We start from the raw sequence: 16,794 nt of genomic DNA on the forward strand, positions 1-16,794 counted from the left end.
ACAGGCGGGAAAGGACTTGGTCACGCACAAGCTGGAAAATCTTTGGGCCGCACCCGGCCAGAACAGGTTCCAGAGTTTCTGAAGAAATCAGAAGCTGGCCCAGCCCGGTTTGCGCGCCATCACGGTGCAGTCGCCGGCTTTCAGCGGCGTGCCGTCTTGCTCCGCACGGGCAACGTCTTCCAACCGCAACAATGCAAGCGCGGTGGAGCCGCTTCCGCTGCGCACCTCGCCGACCTCGCGGCCGTCGAGCGTCACCGGCGTGCCGGGGGCGGGCAGGGGGCCGTCGACCGCGACCGGGAACAGCTTCTTCTTGATCAGCGCGCGGTACTTGGTGCGCGCCGTCAGCTCCTGCCCCATGTAGCAGCCCTTGTCCCAGGAGATGGCGTTCAGGTCGTCCAGGTCGTTCTCCAGCGGGATGGACTTCTCCGGGATCAGGTCGCGGCTGCCGTCCGGCACGCCGAGCGCGATGCGGTGCCGGTCGTAGTCCTCGGCCCCGGCCGGGGCGAAGCCCGCGCCCTCCAGCGCGGCGGCAAGCCCCTCCCGCGGCAAATAGGCGCGGGCGCCCAGCGCCGGCAGGCGCGGGTCGGTGAAGGCGACGCCGCCAGCGAAGGGCAGGGCGGCCCCCGGTTCGTCCGGCAGGCCGAGGCGGGCCAGCGTGTCGCCCCCGAACAGGGCCACCACAGCCATTCCCTCTGCCCGGTCCTCCAGCGTGATCTTGGAGCGCAGCTTGTGCATCTTCAGCCGGCGCAGCAACTCGGCGCGACGCTCCGTCTCCGGGTCCAAAAGCAGGGCGCCGCCCGAATCGACCATCCGGAAGTCGTGCAGGAACTTGCCCTGCGGCGTCAGCAACAGCGCGTAGGCGGCGCGCGCCTCGCCGACGCGCAGCACGTCGTTCGACACCAGCCCTTGAAGGAACGCCGCGCGGTCCTCCCCGCCGACCGCCACCACGCCCCGGTCCTCCAGGACCGCATAGGCCGCATGTTCCGCCGTCATCGCCGCTTCTCCGGTCACTTTCGCGCTGCACCAATAGTTGGGCGAAGGGCGTGGGCGTGGCAAGGGAGTTGGGCGCCGCGCAAGGCGCATGGCGCGTCCGCGAAACCGTGCGGACGCGCCGGGCCGGTTACGCGCCCGTGCCGTGAATCTCGACGATGCGCACGGTCTTCGTGCGGCCGTCGAGCGTCCCGTAGGTGATGGATTGCCCCTCGGACAGGCCGAGCAGGGCGGCGCCGACCGGGGTCAGGATGGAAATCCCGTCGGGGCGTCGGCTGGCCTCGTTGGGCGGTACCAACGTGGCGGTGTGCCGGGTTCCCTGGTCGTCGGCGAAGGTGACGCGGGTGCCCAGCCGGACGAATGTGGATTGGGCGGCAAATTGGGCGTCCCCTGGGCCGTTCCCGGCGCTGTCCGTGACGGCGGCGCGGTTCACTTCGCGCTGCAGGTATTCGATCACGGCGGCCGGTTGGCTGAGATGGGCAAGAAGGGTGTCGAGGAGTCCGAGATCACGCGGGGTGATTCGGATCGGTGGTGGATCGCCCAGCAGCGCCTTGCGGTTCATGATGGTCTCCTTATAAAGGCTGCCGGAATTGGCAGCCGACTCATAGTACAGAGGGTGGCTGTCTGCGCTTGTCAACCGGCCCGACCCGTCGCTGCGGAGAATTGGCGCGCTTTTGGGCATTTGATGAAAGGGTGACCTCCGCGTTCGCCTGTTGACGGCTGGCGTTCCGAGCGGGCAAGTGTGTTAAGAGGTGGCACGGCGTTGGCAATGCCGCACAGCGATAACCCCTATTTGGATCCGCCTCCTTGGATTCCGTACCTTTGTCCACCACACGGGCGTCCACGCCGCCGCACCGCCTGGAGTTGTGCGGCATCACCAAGCGCTTTCCCGGCTGCTTGGCGAACGACGCCGTCGACCTCGTCCTGAAGCCGGGCGAGATCCATGCGCTGCTTGGCGAGAACGGCGCCGGCAAGTCGACGCTGGTGAAGATCATCTACGGCGTTCTGCACGCCGACGCCGGCACCCTGCTCTGGCAGGGGCAGGAAACCACGATCCCCGACCCGGCCGGCGCCCGCCGGCTCGGCATCGGCATGGTGTTCCAGCATTTCTCCCTGTTCGACACGCTGACCGTGGCGGAGAACATCTCGCTCGGCCTCGACAACCCCGGCCCGATGGACGCGCTGTCGCAGCGCATCGCCGAGGTGTCGGAGCGCTACGGCCTGTCGCTCGACCCGCGTCGGCACGTCCACCACCTGTCGGTGGGCGAGCGGCAGCGGGTGGAGATCGTGCGCTGCCTGCTCCAGGACCCGCGCCTGCTGATCATGGACGAGCCGACCTCCGTCCTGACCCCGCAGGAGGCGACGCGCCTGTTCGAGACCCTGCGCGTGCTGGCCGCGGAGGGCTGCACCATCCTCTACATCAGCCACAAGCTGGAGGAGATCCGCGCGCTCTGCGACACCGCGACGGTGCTGCGCGGCGGCCGGGTGGTCGGCAGCTGCGACCCGCGCAAGGAGACCGCGCGCAGCCTCGCCGAGATGATGATCGGCACCGAGCTGTCGACGCCCGAACGCCTGCCGCACGGCGTGGCCGGCGCGCCGAAGCTCCAGGTCCGGCACCTGTCCACCACGTCGGACAACCCATTCGCCACCAATTTGAAGGACGTCTCCTTCGAGGTGCGGGCGGGCGAGATCCTGGGCATCGCCGGCGTGGCCGGCAACGGCCAAGCGGAACTGATGGCGGCACTCAGCGGCGAGGAGCTTCTGCCGGAGCCCGCGGCGGTGACCATCGAAGGACGCCCCGTCGGCCATCTCGGGCCCCGCGAGCGGCGCCAGCTCGGCCTCGCCTTCGTGCCGGAGGAGCGGCTCGGCCGCGGTGCCGTGCCCGAACTCAGCCTGTCGGAGAACGCGCTGCTGTCCGCTTACGCGCGGGAACCGCTGGTGCGCAGCGGGCTGGTCCATTTCGGCCGCGCCCGGTCTTATGCCGAGCGCATCATCGGCGCCTTCAACGTGGTGACCCACGGGCACCGGGCGGAGGCGCGGTCGCTGTCCGGCGGCAACCTGCAGAAATTCATCATCGGCCGCGAGATCCTGCAGCGGCCGCGCCTTCTGGTGGTCGGGCAGCCGACCTGGGGCGTCGACGCCGGGGCCGCCGCGGCCATCCACCGCGCGCTGATTGCGCTGGCCCAGGATGGTGCGGCCGTGCTGGTCATCAGCCAGGACCTGGACGAGTTGTTCGTGCTGAGCAACCGGATCGCCGTGCTGTTCCACGGCCGCCTGTCGGACAGCCGCCCCACCCACCAGACCAGCGTGGAGGAGATCGGCCTGCTGATGGGCGGCCTGTTCAACCACCCGCCCGACGAGGACGAGGAGTGATGTTGCTGATTTCCGGTGAGGCGCAGCCATGACCCTCCTCCGTCTCGAACCCCGCGGCGAGGCGTCGCGCGCCATGGTCTACCTGACGCCGCTGATCGCGGTGGCGCTCACGCTCGTCAGCGGCTTCCTGCTGTTCTGGGCCATGGGCTTCGACCCTGTGAAGGCGCTGCACGCCTTCTTCATCGAGCCGGTGTCGTCGGTGCGCGGCGTGGGCGAGCTGGCCGTGAAGGCCACCCCGCTCGTGCTCTGCGCCATTGGCCTCGCCATCGGCTTCCGGGCCAATGTCTGGAACATCGGCGCGGAGGGGCAGCTGACGCTCGGCGCCATCGTCGGCGGCGGCATTGCGCTCGCCTTCTACGGCGAGGGTGGCTGGTGGCTGCTGCCGCTGATGATCGTCGGCGGCATGGTGGGCGGCGCGCTGTGGGCGGCGATCCCGGCCTTCCTGCGCATCCGCTTCAACGCCAGCGAGATCCTGACCAGCCTGATGCTGAACTACGTCGCCATGCATCTGCTGAACTACCTGATGCACGGCCCCTACCGCGACCCGGAGGGCTTCGCCTTCCCGGAATCGCGCCTGTTCGAGGCGGACGCCGTGATGCCGCTGCTGGTCGCCGGAACGCGCGTCCACCTCGGCTCTCTCTTCGCGCTGCTGGCGGTGGCCGGCGGCTGGTTCCTGATGGCGCGCACCTTCATCGGCTTCCAGATCAAGGTGATCGGCCTGACGCCGACCGCCGCGGGCTACGCCGGCTTCAAGCAGACGCGGATCATCTGGCTGACCCTGCTGCTGTCGGGCGCGCTGGCCGGGCTGGCCGGTCTGGGCGAGGTCGCCGGGCCGATCGGGCAGCTGAACCCGACCATCTCCCCCGGCTACGGCTACACCGCCATCATCGTCGCCTTCCTCGGCCGGCTGCACCCCGTGGGCATCCTGCTGGCCGGCTTCCTGATGGCGCTGTCCTTCATCGGCGGCGAGGCGGCGCAGATCGCGCTCGGCCTGCCCAAGGCCATCACCGGCGTGTTCCAGGGCATGCTGCTGTTCTTCCTGCTGGCGACCGACGTGCTGATCCGCTACCGCCTGCGCTTCGGCGCCAAGACCGCCCCGAAAACGATCGCCGGGAGGGCTGCGGCATGAGCGCCGACCTCGCGCTGATCGGCCCCGTCCTGGCGGCCATGCTGACCGCCGCGACGCCGCTGCTGTTCGCGGCCCTGGGCGAACTGGTGGTAGAGAAGTCCGGCGTCCTGAACCTGGGCGTGGAGGGCATGATGCTGGTGGGCGCGGTCTGCGGCTTCGCCGTCACCGCCCAGACCGGCAGCTCCAGCGCCGGCTTCGCGGTCGCGGCGCTGGCCGGCGCCGGTACGGCGGCGCTGTTCGGCGTGCTGACGCTGCTGCTGCTCGCCAACCAGGTTGCCACGGGCCTCGCGCTGACCCTGTTCGGCGTCGGCCTGTCGGCGCTGATCGGGCAGGGCTTCGTCGGCATCCCGATTCCCGACGTGCCGGAGCTGAACATCCCCGGCCTGACCGACCTGCCGGTGATCGGCAAGGCGCTGTTCGGCCAGGACGTGGTGGTCTATCTCGGCCTCGCCATGGTGCCGGCCGTGCACTGGTTCCTCTACGGCACGCGGCGCGGCCTGATCCTGCGCGCGGTGGGCGAGAACCACGCGGCAGCCCACGCGCTCGGCTACAAGGTCATCCGCATCCGCTTCCTGGCTGTGCTGTTCGGCGGCGCCATGAGCGGAATCGCCGGGGCCTACCTGTCGCTGGACTACACGCCCATGTGGGCGGAGGGCATCACGGCGGGCCGCGGCTGGATCGCGCTGGCGCTGGTCGTCTTCGCCACCTGGAAGCCGGGCCGCGTGCTGCTCGGCGCTTGGCTGTTCGGCGGCGTGACCATCGCGCAGCTGCACGTGCAGGGGCTGGGAATCGACATTCCGTCGCAGCTCTTGTCGATGCTGCCGTATCTGGCTACGGTCGTGGTCCTGGTGCTGATCTCGCGGGACATCGCGCGCATCCGCCTCAACGCCCCGGCCAGCCTCGGGAAGGTCTTCCATCCCGACGCTTGACGGTGCCGAGCGCCGTTTCCAACCATGATCTTGCTGAACCATACAAATCAGGGAGCATTCACGTGAACAGAAGGACCATGGGCAAGACCCTGGCGGGTCTGGCCGCCGGCGCGGCGATCATGGCGTTGGGTGTCGGCGCCGCCGACGCGCAGGAGAAGCTGAAGGTCGGCTTCGTCTATGTCGGCCCGGTCAGCGACCACGGTTACAGCTACCAGCACGACCAGGGCCGCTTGGCGGTCGAGAAGGAACTGGGCGACAAGGTCACCACCACCTTCGTCGAAAACGTTCCCGAGGGTGCCGACGCCGAGCGCGTGATCGAGCAGCTGGCCACCTCCGGCCACAAGCTGATCTTCACGACCTCCTTCGGCTTCATGAACCCGACGCTGAAGGTCGCCCAGCGCCATCCCGACGTGAAGTTCGAGCACGCCACCGGCTACAAGCGCGCCGCGAACGTCGCCACCTACTCCGCGCGCTTCTACGAGGGTCGCACGGTCATCGGCCAGATCGCCGGCAAGATGACCAAGTCGAACATCATCGGCTACATCGGCTCCTTCCCGATTCCGGAGGTGATCAGCGGCATCAACGCCTTCACCCTGGCGCTGCGCGAGGTGAACCCGAAGGCCGAGGTCCGCGTCGTCTGGGTGAACAGCTGGTACGACCCCGGCAAGGAGGCCGAGGCGGCCAAGGCCCTGATCGACCAGGGCGCCGACGTCCTGTCGCTGCACACCGACAGCCCGGCCGCCATCCAGGTCGCGCAGGAGCGCGGGCTGTACGTGTTCGGCCAGTCTTCCGACATGACCCGCTTCGGCCCGAAGGCGCACCTGACCGCCATCGTGGACGACTGGCGCAGCTATTACGTCTCCCGCGTCAAGGCGGCGCTGGACGGCAGCTGGAAGTCCCAGGACACCTGGGGCGGCTTCAAGGACCACATGCTGTTCCTCGCCCCCTACAACCCGGCGCTCCCGAAGGAGATCGTCGACGCGGCCGAGAAGACCCGCACGGACATCATGGAAGGCAAGCGCCATCCCTTCCAGGGCCCGGTGAAGGACCAGTCCGGGAAGCTGGTCATCGCCGAAGGAAAGCAGGCCACCGACGAGCAGATCCTGAAGATGGACTGGTACGTCGAAGGCGTGCAGGGCAAGGTTCCGAAGTAAGCCGGTACCAGAGCACAAGAAAAAGGGAGGCGAAAGCCTCCCTTTTTTTATCCGGAAATTTGTAGGTTCCTCACCCCGGCGGCAGCTTTCCGACCGCCGCCCATCCCATCCCCGACAGGCGCATCACCTCCGGGCCGCTGCCGGCGGGGTTGGGCTCCAGCATCACCAGTTCGCGGTTCTCGAACCAAGCCCAGCGCGGCACCTCGGCGATGGTCGGGACCCAACCGTCGGCCATGCGCGCCAGCACCTCCAGGTCGGCGGTGGCGATGGGGAATTTCGGCTTCTTCGGCGCGGCCCTGGCCGCCTCGGCGGCGGGCTTTGCGGCGGGCGGCGCGTCGACCCCGGCGCGGGCGCGGATCCAGTCGGTCTGGTAGGCGCGCAGCGCCTGTTCCAGCTCCTCCCGCGCGGGCTCGGTCGGGCAGCGCAGAAAGCCGTCCAGAAGGGTTCGCAGCGACTCGGACATGATGGCGCTCCCTAGGCAGTTCCACCGCGCGGCAATTCCACGGCGCATTGGTCGGAAAGCGATGGCTTTTGCACATCATGGCGGGAACCGCAAGGGCGCCGCTGGGACGAAGGCCTTTCGCCGTTGTTGGATGGGGCGGGAGCAGCAACGCTCCGGCTTGTGGAAGGGGATCGACGATGAGACGGGTGATGATCGCCGGCGCCGGGGCGCTGGCCATGATGGCGCTGGCCGGCTGTTCGGAGACGAATTCCTGGTTCGGATCGAGCCCCAGCGATACGGCAAGCGGCTCCACGGCTACGGTTCCGCGCGGCACGTCGGGGACCACCATGGGGACTGGGGCGGGCGATGCCACGACCGGCACGGGCACCGACACCTCCGGCACCAGCATGATCCCGCCGACCGACGGCGCGGTGGCGACTCAGCGGCGCGCGCGCGGCGCCGGCATGAGCGATGGTGCCGGCGAGCGCAACCGCGCCTTCTACCCGGGCACGTTGGGCGGCAACGGCCTGTGGACCAACGAAACCGACGCGCCGGGCGCCAACTGACAGGCTCCGGATAGAAAAGGGCCCCGCCATGGTCCCTGGACATGACGTCCAGGGTCGCGGCGGGGCCCATCAGGAGGCACAATCCCCTGTGCTGCCTTCCGAACAACGCAGGAACCGCGTTCCTGTTCCCGGCCCTTGATTTCTGTCGAGGGCGAACACCATCAACGCCGCGGTCCGAAGCGGCGGAGCTTGCGTTGTCCTTCCAGCGCATCCGTCAGTTCGTCGCGGGAGGGGAAAGCCATGAATCGGGGGTTCGCGTTCGCGTCGCGCGCCATGTATCTGCTGGCGACCATCGTGCTGTTCCTCTTCGCCCTGGTGTTCGTCGGGGTGGCGGCCCTGGCGGTGGTGGAGGGCGTCGTGGCGCTGGACGCGTCGGCGGCGACGAGCGCGCTGCTCGACGGGGTCGGCCTGATCGTGCTGGCCATCGCTGTGTTCGAGATCGCCAAATACCTGTACGAGGAGGAGTTCGCGCGCGACCGGGAACTGCACCGCGCCGCCGAGGCGCGGCGGACCCTGACCAAGTTCCTGACCACCATCATCATCGCGTCCAGCCTGGAAGGGCTCGTCCTGGTGTTCGAGGCGCGGACGTCGGACATGAGCGCAATGGTATACCCGGCCCTCCTCCTTCTGGTCATCGTCTGCCTGGTCCTGGGGCTCGCGGCCTTCCAGTGGATCAGCCGCCGCGCCGAATCCATCGACCCCAGCCAGGGCGACGCCTGAGCATCCGAAGGGGGATCCCCCTATGGCGGGGCGGGTTCCCGCGCGAAACGCGTGTCCCAACATTCCTGGAAGGAGCCTGATCACCCCTCCGCAGCGGAGCCGGAACCATGTTCGAACCCAGCGAGATCGGCCGCATCACCCCCGACGAGCAGGCCGACGCCCTGCGCACCCTGATCGCCGTCTTCGCCACCTCGGTGGTGAGGCCGGGCGAGCGGCGGCCCCGCAACGCGGTCAGCGCGGAGATCATCGACATCCTCGACGAGGTTCCGGCGGAACAGGCGGAGGCCGTCGCCCAGCTCTTCACCATGATGGCGCTGCGCCTGCGCCGGAAGGGGCGGCCGCGCCGCACGACCTTCCGCCTGACGCTGGAGACCGCTCTGCTCGCCCGCTCCTACGTGGGGGAGCCGGCGCCGTCCAACGAGACCTCCTACCTGTCCTCCGACCGGCCCGGGCTGCGCGCCATTGACCTCGCCTGCTCCGAACTGCTGGAGCGCATGGCCGGCGTGCCGGACGCGGACCAGCGCGCCTGGCTGACCGCCCAGGTCATCGCCACCGGCTTGATCGACGCCGACCGCCGCCACACGCTGGGCGGCGCGGACCGCGACGTGGGCGACATGGCCGTGGCGGAGTTCCTGCTGCGCTCCGCTGCGCAATACCTCGCCGCCACCGCCGTCCGGTCCCCACCCCCAACCACGCCGGAGGACCGCAAGGACTGACGCCCAGGGTGGGAGAATTCCTAATCGGCGACCACGACCCGGTTCCGTCCGGCTTCCTTGGCGCGGTAGAGCGCGGCGTCGGCTTCCTTCAGCGCCGGCTCGATGCCGCGTCCGCCGGTCGGGCTGGAGACCATCACGGCCGCATCGACGGCGGCGACGCCGAAGCTGGCGGTCATGTGGAACCGCACGCCGTCCTGCACGACCGGCAAGGCGGCGACCAGCGCGCGCAGCCGCTCCGCGACCAGGGGCGCGTCGTCGATGCCGGTTTCCGGAAGCAGGACCACGAACTCCTCCCCGCCGTAGCGGCCGAGGAGATCGCAGGGCCGCAGGTCGTCGCGCAGCGCCTGGGCAAATCGCCGCAGCGCCTCGTCGCCGGCGGCGTGCCCGTAGGTGTCGTTGATCCGCTTGAAATGGTCGATGTCGGCCATCACCACCGACAGCGGATGGCCATAACGGCGCGACCGAGCGATCTCCTCGTCCGCGCGCTCCAGGACGCTGCGGCGGTTGGCGAGGCCGGTCAAGGGGTCGGTCCGCGCCTGGTCCAGCAGCTGCCGGTGCATCGCGGTGATGCGTCCGCCGGCCTTCAGCCGCGCCTTCAGGTGGGCGCTGTTGACCGGCTTGTGGATGAAGTCGTCCGCCCCGGCGTCCAGCGCCTTGAACTCGTAGAAGGCGTCGTCGTGGGCGGTCATCAGGATCAGGTAGGCGTAGGCGGTGCGCGGGTCGGCGCGCAGGTGCCAGCACACCTCCAGCCCGCTCAGCCGGGGCATTTCCCAATCGATGATGGCGATGTCGAACGGCTCACTCCAGGCGCAGTCCAGCGCCTCCTGGCCGTCCCTGGCCAGGATCACCTCGTGCCCATAGGACGCCACCTGCTCCGACAGAATGGCGCGCATCAGGACGGTGTCGTCGGCGATGAGGACGCGCATGCGGGCAGCCTGCACGGATCCTTCGCCTACGGTCAATGTGACGGTTGGGCGCAGGTGAACGCCGATACCCGTGAAGGTGGTGTCTGCCACGGCCATAGGCCCTATACGCCTCGCGGAAACGTTGCGCCTAAGGTCGGGGTCGCCGCATCGCCCACCCTGCGGCATAGTGTGGTCGGTAAGCCCTGCTCCGAATAAGGGCAAACAAATGAAGAGAGGACAGCATGGCCCGCAACACGGGCTCCTTTGGGGGCGTCTACGGGTTCCCGGAATCGGCGGACTGCGCGCGGCGCCTGGCGGAGGCGCTGGACGTCCCTTGCCACATCGCGGAGCTGCACCGCTTTCCAGACGGCGAAAGCCTCGTCCGACTGCCCCAGGCGGCGGAGCGGCCGGTCGGCCGCGCGGTCGTCTACCGCTCGCTCGACCAGCCGAACGACAAGTTGATCGAGCTGACTCTGGCCGCCTCCGTCCTGCGCCGCCACGGCGCGACGGAGCTGTGCCTGGTCGCCCCCTACATGGCCTACATGCGGCAGGACGCCGTCTTCCGTCCCGGCGAGCCGGTGAGCCAAGCGGTGGTCGGCGACTGGCTCGGCCGGCTGTTTGACCGCTTCGTCTGCGTGGAGCCGCACCTGCACCGCACCCACACGCTGGACGAGGTGTTCGTCGGCCGCCCGTCGGTCTGCCTGACCGGCGCCGGCCCCATCGCCGACCGCCTGCGCGCGGACAGGGTGTCCCCGGACACCGTGATCGTCGGCCCGGACGAGGAGGCGGCGCCCTTGGTCGAGGCGGTGGCCGGCCCGCTCGGCCTGACCGCCGTCGTCGGCCGGAAGGAGCGGCGCGGCGACCGCGACGTCACGGTGGCTCTGCCCGCCGACGCGCCGCTGGCCGGCCGGCCGGTGGCGATCGTGGACGACGTCATCAGTTCCGGCGAGACCATCTTCTCCTGCGCCCGCGCCGCCCGCGCGGCCGGTGCCTCCTCCATCCGCGTGTTCGGCGTGCACGCCCTGTTCACCGATTCCGTCGCGGCGCGCTTCGTCGCGGAGGGACTGGGCACGCCGCTGTCCTGCGACGGGGTCCCGCACTCCTCCAACGGCCTGCCGCTCGGCCGGCTCATCGCCGACGCGCTGCTGCGCGACTGAGGGAAGCACCCTCCGGAGCGCGGCATCTGCGACCCTCCCCACCTGCCCGCGCATGGTGTAGGGTTGCTCGTGCCGCACTCTTGGAGGTTGACATGGCGTTGGGGAAGGTGGCGACGATCGTGCTCCAGATGGCACGCAAGCTGGCGGAGGACGTCGTCCGGCTGGGCCGGGTGCGCGACGCCGGCAAGCCGAAGACCTTCCCGCATTTCCGTGAGATCCGCGGCGCCTACCTGGACATCCAGGGCCTGATCTTTTCCATCCAGGAGCGGCTGGATGTCGCGGGCAAGGAGTTGCCCGAGAATTTCCCGCAGTGGGTCATCCGGCAGAAGCTGACCGCCATCGCCCATTTCACCGACATCAGCTACGCCTTCGTCAGCGACCCGCCGCTGGCGCTGACCAGCTCGCTGGGCGCCTTCGACGTCCTGCTGGCGGAGCAGAAGGCCTTCAGCGAGACGCTGAACGCCTTCGACATGCTGCTGATGGAAGCGGGCATCGACGACAAGACCGCCGACGAGCTGGACGCCACCCGCACCAAGATCGAGCACATCCTGGGCATGATCGACGCGCTGCTGAAAAACAGCCCGAAGGTTCTGGAGGAGTTCTGATCGCGGAGCCGCGCCCGGCACACGCGCCCGGCACACGCGCCCGGCACACGCGCCCGACACACGCGCCCGACACACGCGCCCGGCACACGCGATGGGCGATCTGTTCAAAATGAAGACGCTTTCCGCAGGGCGGCAATCTGGGTAAGGTCTATTCTCGCGTGATGCCCGGTCCGGCCATGCCAAGCGGTCGGACCGGGTGCCGCGACACCGCCCCTCCGACGCGCAAGGCCGACCCGCTCATCATGCTGAGGTCCACCAGACCCGACCTGCCCGCGTCCGATCCGGCCGTGCCCGAACTGGGCACGTCCGAGCGGGGCGACGGTGTCGCCGAGCCGTCGCGGCGCTTCGACGGGCGCCTTGCACTGCTCGCCCTGCTGGCCTGCCTGCTGCTGACCGTCCTGGCCTGGCGCGAGACCACCCAGACCGTGCAGGACGATGCCGAAGGCCACTTCACGGTGCGGGTCACGGAACTGCACCAGCGCCTGGAAAACCACATCCAGACCTACGTCCAGGTGGCGCGGTCGGCGGCCGCCCTCTACACCGCCTTTCCCGACGTGCAGCGGGCGGAGTGGAACCGCTTCGTGGACGGCCTCGCCTTGTCCGAGCGCTATCCCGGCATCCAGGGCATCGCCTTCGCCCGCCGGGTCGACCCGTCCAACGCCGCGGCCGTGACCGGGGCCGCCCGGGCCGATGGGATCGGCCATTTCCGGATCTGGCCGGACGCCGGCGGGCCGGAGCGCGTGGTCAACCTCTACGCCGCCCCGGCGACCGAAACGAACCTGCGCGCGCTGGGCTACGACATGCTGTCCGAGCCGATCCGCCGCACCGCCGTCGAGCAGGCACGCGACTCGGGCGAGCCGTCGATCACCCGGGCCATCCAGCTGAAGATCGACGAGGGCAATTCGCCGTCGCCGGCCTTCATCGTATTCCAGGCGGTCTACCGCGACGGCCAGCAGCCCCGCAGCGTGGAGGAGCGCCGCGCGACCTTCGTCGGCGTCGTGCTGACCCCGATCCGCATCGTTCCGCTAGCCAACGCGGTGTTCGGGCCGGGCGTCACCGACGTCGCGGCGACCCTCTACGAAGGGCGGCTGGCCGACGCCGACTTCCCGCTCTACCGCAGCCGCGCCCCGTCGCCCGAAAAGCCGGACCTGGTGGCGGAGCGCGAACTCACCTTCGGGAACCGCGTCTGGACCGTGCGCTACGAAAGCCGGCCCGGCTTCGCCCTGGAAACGGAAAGCTGGAAGCCGCCGCTGGTCCTCGCCGTCGGCCTGACGCTCAGCGCCTTCCTGACGACGCTGCTCTGGGCGCTGACGGCCACGCGGCGCCGGGCGCTGGAAATAGCCGGGCAAATCACCGCCTCCCTGCGCCGGCGCGAGGCGGAGCTGGACCAACTCTTCAACGAGGCGCCGCTCGGCATCGCGCTGATCGGCGAGGACGCCAAGCTGCTCGACTGCAACCCGGCCTTCGCTCGCGCGGTGGGCGCGCCACGCGACGGGCTGATCGGGCTCGACGCGAAACTGCGGGCGCAGGACCCCGCGCTGGCCGCGGCCATCGACGCCGCCATCGGCGGCGAGAGCGTGCGGCTGGAGGTCGACCAGCTGCTGCTGGCCGGCGGGCGGCACAGCCATTTCACCGTGCACCTCCAGCCGGTCGCCACGCCGGACGACCCGCCCTTCGTCATGGCCTTCGTGGAGGACATCGGCGACAAGCGCCGGGCGGAGCAGCACATCCATTACCTCGCCCATTACGACGCGCTGACCGGTCTGCCGAACCGCGTGCTGTTGTTCGATCGCATCGGGCAGGCGGCCAAGCAGGCGCGGCGCGACGGCACGAAGGTGGCGGTGCTGTTCATCGACCTCGACCGCTTCAAGGTGATCAACGACAGCCTCGGCCATTCCTTCGGCGACGAGGTGCTGCGGTCGGTGGCGCGCCGGCTGCACGGGGGCTTGCGCGACTCCGACACGGTCGGACGCCTGGGCGGCGACGAGTTCCTGATCGTGGCGCCCCAGCTCCACCAGGCGGCCGACGCCGCGGCGGTGGCGGAGAAGGTGCTGCTTCAGCTCTCCAGCCCCTTCGCCGTCGGCGGGCAGAGCTTCGTGGTGTCGCCCAGCATCGGCATCAGCCTGTTCCCCGACGACGCGGAGGACGCGGAGGGGCTGATCCGCTGCGCCGACATCGCGATGTACAACGCCAAGGACGGCGGCCGGAACGCCTACCGCTTCGTCACCCGCGAGATGGGCGCTCGCTCCCGCGAGCGGCTGGACCTGGAGGCGGCGCTGCGCCGCGCCCTGCACAACGGCGAATTGTTCATCGTCTACCAGCCGCAGGTCCGCATTTCCGACGACCAGGTGGTCGGGGTGGAGGCGCTGGTGCGCTGGCGCCATCCGGAGGCGGGGCTGATCATGCCCAACCGCTTCCTGCCCATCGCGGAGGAGACGGGCCTCGTCCAGGGCATCGGTGACTGGGTGCTGAACGAGGTGTGCCAGCAGATCCGCCGCTGGAAGGACCACATCGGCCTGTCGATCCCCGTGGCCGTCAACATCTCCGGCCAGCAGTTCCGCGACGGCCAGCTGCCGGCCAAGGTCGCCGCGGCGCTGGACAGCAACGGGCTGGACGGGCGGGAGCTGGAGATCGAGGTGACCGAGGGCACCCTGATCGACGACATCCCCGCCGTCTCCACCCTGCGCGCGCTGAAGGAGCGCGGGTGCCTGATCGCGCTGGACGACTTCGGCACCGGCTACTCCTCGCTCAGCTACCTGCACCGCTTCCCGATCGACAAGCTGAAGATCGACCGTTCCTTCATCCACGACCTGGAGCAGGCGGGTGTGGGCGACTCCATCCCGCGCGCCATCGTCGGCCTCGGCCGCAGCCTCGGCCTGTCGGTCGTGGCGGAGGGCGTGGAGACGGAGGTGCAGCTCCAGCTCCTGCGCAGCCTGAAATGCGAGAGCTTCCAGGGCTACCTGTTCAGCCGGCCGGTCCCGGCGGAGGAACTGGAACCGGTCCTGGCCGTCCGCGCCGCCCGCGGCGGCCACCACCCGGCCCGCGTCCCCCTAAGCACGTCCCCCTAAGCACGTCCCCTTAAGCGCGGCCCGATCAGCGCGGAAAGGTGACCTCGCTTTCCTCCGCCGCCTGCCAAGCCGGCTTGGCGTTGTGGCCCAGCGTCCGGTGGCCGCCGTTTTCCGAATAGTAATCCTCCCGGAAACGGCCGTGCTCGCGGTGCCCCAGGCGCCGCGCCCGGTGCCGATCCTCGCCCCGATGTTCGCCGTACCCGCCGCGCACCCAGCCGCGCGACATCGCCGCCCCCGCCAGCACGCCGACGCCGGCCAGCAGAGCGACGGTCATCCACGGGTGCATCTGCGCTTCGGTGTAGAAGCTCGTTTCGCGGACGAAACGGTGCCGCCCCGCACGCTCGCGGCCGTCATCGCCGTGGGAGTGCAGGGCGTCGTTCCGCGCCCGCAACGGCCCGCCGGAGCGCGTGGCCCGCGTCACCGCCCGTTCCATGACATAGTCGGTGATCCGCGGCGCAAAGGTCTCGGCCAGCGAGAACAGCTTGGCCCCGCCGCCGACATACATGTCGCGCATCGGGGTCTGGGCGCAGTGGCAGATGGCCTTGGCAACGAGGTCCGGCGCGTAGACCGGCGGCGGGTTGCTCGGCTCCACGTCCATCAGGTTCTTTGCGTGCTCCTCGTACAGCGTGTCGATGGCCGCCGGCTTGATCAGCGTGACGGAGATCGGGACGCCGTCGGCCTCCAGCTCCATCCGCAGCGCGTCGGTGAAGCCCTTCACCGCGTGCTTGGTCGCGGAATAGGCGCCCTGCAAGGGCACGGAGCGGTCGGACACGACGCTGCCCAGGTTGATCAGCGCGCCGCCGTGCCGGCGCAGGTGCGGGATGGCGGCCAGCGACCCGTTGACCACGCCCCAATAATTGGTCTCGAACAGGCGCCGGTGATCTTCCATCGGGGTGTCGATGACCTTGCCGTAGATCGACACGCCGGCGTTGTTCACCCACGTGTCGATGCGCCCGTGGGTGCGGACCGCCAGGTCGGCGAGCTGGCGCAGCTCTTCCGGGTTGGCGACGTCGGCCACGCAATGGACGGCGTCGCCGCCCTCACCGCGGATCTCCTCCGCGACGCGGGCGAGCGCCTCGCGGTCGCGGGCGGCCAGAACGACCTTCGCCCCCTGGCGCGCGGCCATGCGGGCGGTGGCGAGCCCGATGCCGCTGGACGCGCCGGTGATGACGATGACTTGCTCTTCGATGGGCTTCAGCTGCAGGCGCATGGTTGGCCCCCTCGGTGGTTGGGCTCCGGTCCCGCGCGGCGGACGCCAGAGCGGTTTGCGGAGTGAACAGCGTCGCGCGCATCCTGTTACGTCCAGAAGTGCTGCCACCGGGGTGCCCCGCCAGAGCCCAAGCCAGGACCCGAACGCGCGGCGGAACACGGCCGCGCCCGCCGGGGTTCTTGCTGTCGAGACCGCCCCGTCGGGCATCACACACAGCAACGGGATACAGGCGATGACGATCTACGACCGGATCAAGCAGGACCACGACACCGTCCGCGACCTGCTCGAAAAGGCCGAAAAGGGCGGCGCGAACGTCCGCAGCGTCTACGAGGACCTTCAGCGCGAACTCTGGGCCCACGGCAAGGTGGAGGAGGCGGTCTTCTACCAGGCCCTCTCCAAGGCCAAGAACGCGAAGGAGGAGACGGTCGAGGGCCTGAACGAGCACCACATGATCAACGGCTTGCTCGACGAGCTGAACGCCATGCCGGCCGAGGGCACCGCCTGGAAGGCGAAGCTCCAGGTCCTGGGCGAGATCGTCCGCCACCACCTGGACGAGGAGGAGGAGGAACTGTTCGAGGAGGCCGAGAAGGCGCTCGACGACAAGCGCGCCAAGGAACTCGGCACCCTCTACGCCGACCGCAAGAAGCACATGATGGCCGCGCTCGCCCCCCTGCCGAAGAGCGCGTGATACAGAGGCTGGGGCGCGACCGGAGCGAGCGCAGAAGCGATTCTGCAACCTTGCGCACCGCCACATCCGGTCGTATTTTAGGAGGGGAGGAAGCCGGGGCCTAGCCCCAGCTCCCCCACCTTCAGATCAGGTAGTCGACGGC

The 16,794-nt window shown here is 69.6% G+C and carries 16 protein-coding genes; 11 read left to right on the plus strand and 5 right to left on the minus strand.

Going from position 1 to position 16,794, the window contains the following annotated elements:
• Positions 1-87: 87 nt before the first annotated feature.
• Together ygfZ and M2351_RS05840 are read right to left on the minus strand one after the other, a co-directional pair.
• Positions 88-993 carry a CAF17-like 4Fe-4S cluster assembly/insertion protein YgfZ gene (gene ygfZ / locus M2351_RS05835; protein ID WP_406567364.1) on the minus strand — a complete coding sequence of 302 codons (906 nt, stop codon included), beginning with the start codon at positions 991-993 and terminating at the stop codon, positions 88-90.
• Between the two features lie 127 nt (positions 994-1,120).
• Positions 1,121-1,552, minus strand: coding sequence for a GreA/GreB family elongation factor (locus tag M2351_RS05840; protein ID WP_264655183.1), 432 nt, complete (start codon positions 1,550-1,552; stop codon positions 1,121-1,123).
• Positions 1,553-1,812: 260 nt separating this feature from the next.
• On the opposite strand from M2351_RS05840, the gene M2351_RS05845 reads away from it, so the two are divergent.
• From M2351_RS05845 to M2351_RS05860, 4 genes are all read left to right on the plus strand, one after another.
• Positions 1,813-3,363, plus strand: a complete 1,551-nt coding sequence (locus M2351_RS05845; protein ID WP_264655184.1) for an ABC transporter ATP-binding protein — start codon at positions 1,813-1,815, stop codon at positions 3,361-3,363.
• A gap of 28 nt (positions 3,364-3,391) precedes the next feature.
• Positions 3,392-4,492 carry an ABC transporter permease gene (locus M2351_RS05850; protein ID WP_264655185.1) on the plus strand — a complete coding sequence of 367 codons (1,101 nt, stop codon included), beginning with the start codon at positions 3,392-3,394 and terminating at the stop codon, positions 4,490-4,492.
• Entirely contained in the window at positions 4,489-5,421 is a 933-nt protein-coding gene (locus tag M2351_RS05855) for an ABC transporter permease (protein ID WP_264655186.1), read from the plus strand. Before M2351_RS05850 ends, M2351_RS05855 begins: the two co-directional genes overlap by 4 nt.
• A 77-nt stretch (positions 5,422-5,498) precedes the next feature.
• Positions 5,499-6,575 (plus strand): BMP family ABC transporter substrate-binding protein, encoded by a 1,077-nt coding sequence (locus tag M2351_RS05860; protein WP_264656842.1) that lies wholly within the window; start codon positions 5,499-5,501, stop codon positions 6,573-6,575.
• Between the two features lie 70 nt (positions 6,576-6,645).
• On the opposite strand, the gene M2351_RS05865 is transcribed toward M2351_RS05860, so the two are convergent.
• A complete protein-coding gene (locus M2351_RS05865; RefSeq protein WP_264655187.1) occupies positions 6,646-7,038 on the minus strand; it encodes a hypothetical protein in 393 nt (130 codons plus the stop codon).
• Positions 7,039-7,214: 176 nt separating this feature from the next.
• Here M2351_RS05865 and M2351_RS05870 point away from each other — a divergent pair, with 176 nt between their 5' ends.
• The 3 genes from M2351_RS05870 to M2351_RS05880 all read left to right on the plus strand — a co-directional run bounded on the left by M2351_RS05870 (position 7,215) and on the right by M2351_RS05880 (position 9,019).
• Positions 7,215-7,583 carry a hypothetical protein gene (locus M2351_RS05870; RefSeq protein ID WP_264655188.1) on the plus strand — a complete coding sequence of 123 codons (369 nt, stop codon included), beginning with the start codon at positions 7,215-7,217 and terminating at the stop codon, positions 7,581-7,583.
• 240 nt (positions 7,584-7,823) lie between these two features.
• Positions 7,824-8,303, plus strand: a complete 480-nt coding sequence (locus M2351_RS05875; protein ID WP_264655189.1) for a hypothetical protein — start codon at positions 7,824-7,826, stop codon at positions 8,301-8,303.
• A 107-nt stretch (positions 8,304-8,410) separates the two neighbouring features.
• Complete coding sequence (locus tag M2351_RS05880) at positions 8,411-9,019, plus strand: hypothetical protein (protein ID WP_264655190.1); 609 nt, start codon at positions 8,411-8,413, stop codon at positions 9,017-9,019.
• A gap of 20 nt (positions 9,020-9,039) precedes the next feature.
• Here M2351_RS05880 and M2351_RS05885 read toward each other — a convergent pair whose 3' ends face one another.
• On the minus strand, positions 9,040-9,945 hold the full coding sequence (locus M2351_RS05885; protein WP_264655191.1) for a GGDEF domain-containing response regulator: 906 nt from the start codon (positions 9,943-9,945) through the stop codon (positions 9,040-9,042).
• A gap of 221 nt (positions 9,946-10,166) precedes the next feature.
• On the opposite strand from M2351_RS05885, the gene prs reads away from it, so the two are divergent.
• The 3 genes from prs to M2351_RS05900 all read left to right on the plus strand — a co-directional run bounded on the left by prs (position 10,167) and on the right by M2351_RS05900 (position 14,754).
• Positions 10,167-11,081: a ribose-phosphate diphosphokinase gene (gene prs / locus M2351_RS05890; protein ID WP_264655192.1), complete on the plus strand. Its 915-nt coding sequence runs from the start codon at positions 10,167-10,169 to the stop codon at positions 11,079-11,081.
• Between the two features lie 92 nt (positions 11,082-11,173).
• Complete coding sequence (locus M2351_RS05895) at positions 11,174-11,686, plus strand: hypothetical protein (RefSeq protein ID WP_264655193.1); 513 nt, start codon at positions 11,174-11,176, stop codon at positions 11,684-11,686.
• Between the two features lie 242 nt (positions 11,687-11,928).
• On the plus strand, positions 11,929-14,754 hold the full coding sequence (locus M2351_RS05900; RefSeq protein WP_264655194.1) for a bifunctional diguanylate cyclase/phosphodiesterase: 2,826 nt from the start codon (positions 11,929-11,931) through the stop codon (positions 14,752-14,754).
• A gap of 25 nt (positions 14,755-14,779) precedes the next feature.
• Here M2351_RS05900 and M2351_RS05905 read toward each other — a convergent pair whose 3' ends face one another.
• Positions 14,780-15,964 (minus strand): SDR family oxidoreductase, encoded by a 1,185-nt coding sequence (locus M2351_RS05905; protein ID WP_264655195.1) that lies wholly within the window; start codon positions 15,962-15,964, stop codon positions 14,780-14,782.
• A 232-nt stretch (positions 15,965-16,196) separates the two neighbouring features.
• On the opposite strand from M2351_RS05905, the gene M2351_RS05910 reads away from it, so the two are divergent.
• Positions 16,197-16,652, plus strand: coding sequence for a hemerythrin domain-containing protein (locus M2351_RS05910; RefSeq protein ID WP_209763942.1), 456 nt, complete (start codon positions 16,197-16,199; stop codon positions 16,650-16,652).
• Positions 16,653-16,794: the final 142 nt, after the last annotated feature.

Source organism: Azospirillum canadense (assembly GCF_025961225.1).
GTDB classification, from domain to species: domain Bacteria; phylum Pseudomonadota; class Alphaproteobacteria; order Azospirillales; family Azospirillaceae; genus Azospirillum; species Azospirillum canadense.

Excerpts from the sequence above, each read along its gene's own strand:
- ygfZ (WP_406567364.1), bottom strand. The coding sequence starts at position 993 with ATGACGGCGGAACATGCGGCCTATGCGGTCCTGGAGGACCGGGGCGTG.
- M2351_RS05840 (WP_264655183.1), bottom strand. The coding sequence starts at position 1,552 with ATGAACCGCAAGGCGCTGCTGGGCGATCCACCACCGATCCGAATCACC.
- M2351_RS05850 (WP_264655185.1), top strand. The coding sequence starts at position 3,392 with ATGACCCTCCTCCGTCTCGAACCCCGCGGCGAGGCGTCGCGCGCCATG.
- M2351_RS05855 (WP_264655186.1), top strand. The coding sequence starts at position 4,489 with ATGAGCGCCGACCTCGCGCTGATCGGCCCCGTCCTGGCGGCCATGCTG.
- M2351_RS05860 (WP_264656842.1), top strand. The coding sequence starts at position 5,499 with ATGGGCAAGACCCTGGCGGGTCTGGCCGCCGGCGCGGCGATCATGGCG.
- M2351_RS05865 (WP_264655187.1), bottom strand. The coding sequence starts at position 7,038 with ATGTCCGAGTCGCTGCGAACCCTTCTGGACGGCTTTCTGCGCTGCCCG.
- M2351_RS05870 (WP_264655188.1), top strand. The coding sequence starts at position 7,215 with ATGAGACGGGTGATGATCGCCGGCGCCGGGGCGCTGGCCATGATGGCG.
- M2351_RS05875 (WP_264655189.1), top strand. The coding sequence starts at position 7,824 with ATGAATCGGGGGTTCGCGTTCGCGTCGCGCGCCATGTATCTGCTGGCG.
- M2351_RS05880 (WP_264655190.1), top strand. The coding sequence starts at position 8,411 with ATGTTCGAACCCAGCGAGATCGGCCGCATCACCCCCGACGAGCAGGCC.
- M2351_RS05885 (WP_264655191.1), bottom strand. The coding sequence starts at position 9,945 with ATGCGCGTCCTCATCGCCGACGACACCGTCCTGATGCGCGCCATTCTG.
- prs (WP_264655192.1), top strand. The coding sequence starts at position 10,167 with ATGGCCCGCAACACGGGCTCCTTTGGGGGCGTCTACGGGTTCCCGGAA.
- M2351_RS05895 (WP_264655193.1), top strand. The coding sequence starts at position 11,174 with ATGGCGTTGGGGAAGGTGGCGACGATCGTGCTCCAGATGGCACGCAAG.
- M2351_RS05900 (WP_264655194.1), top strand. The coding sequence starts at position 11,929 with ATGCTGAGGTCCACCAGACCCGACCTGCCCGCGTCCGATCCGGCCGTG.
- M2351_RS05905 (WP_264655195.1), bottom strand. The coding sequence starts at position 15,964 with ATGCGCCTGCAGCTGAAGCCCATCGAAGAGCAAGTCATCGTCATCACC.
- M2351_RS05910 (WP_209763942.1), top strand. The coding sequence starts at position 16,197 with ATGACGATCTACGACCGGATCAAGCAGGACCACGACACCGTCCGCGAC.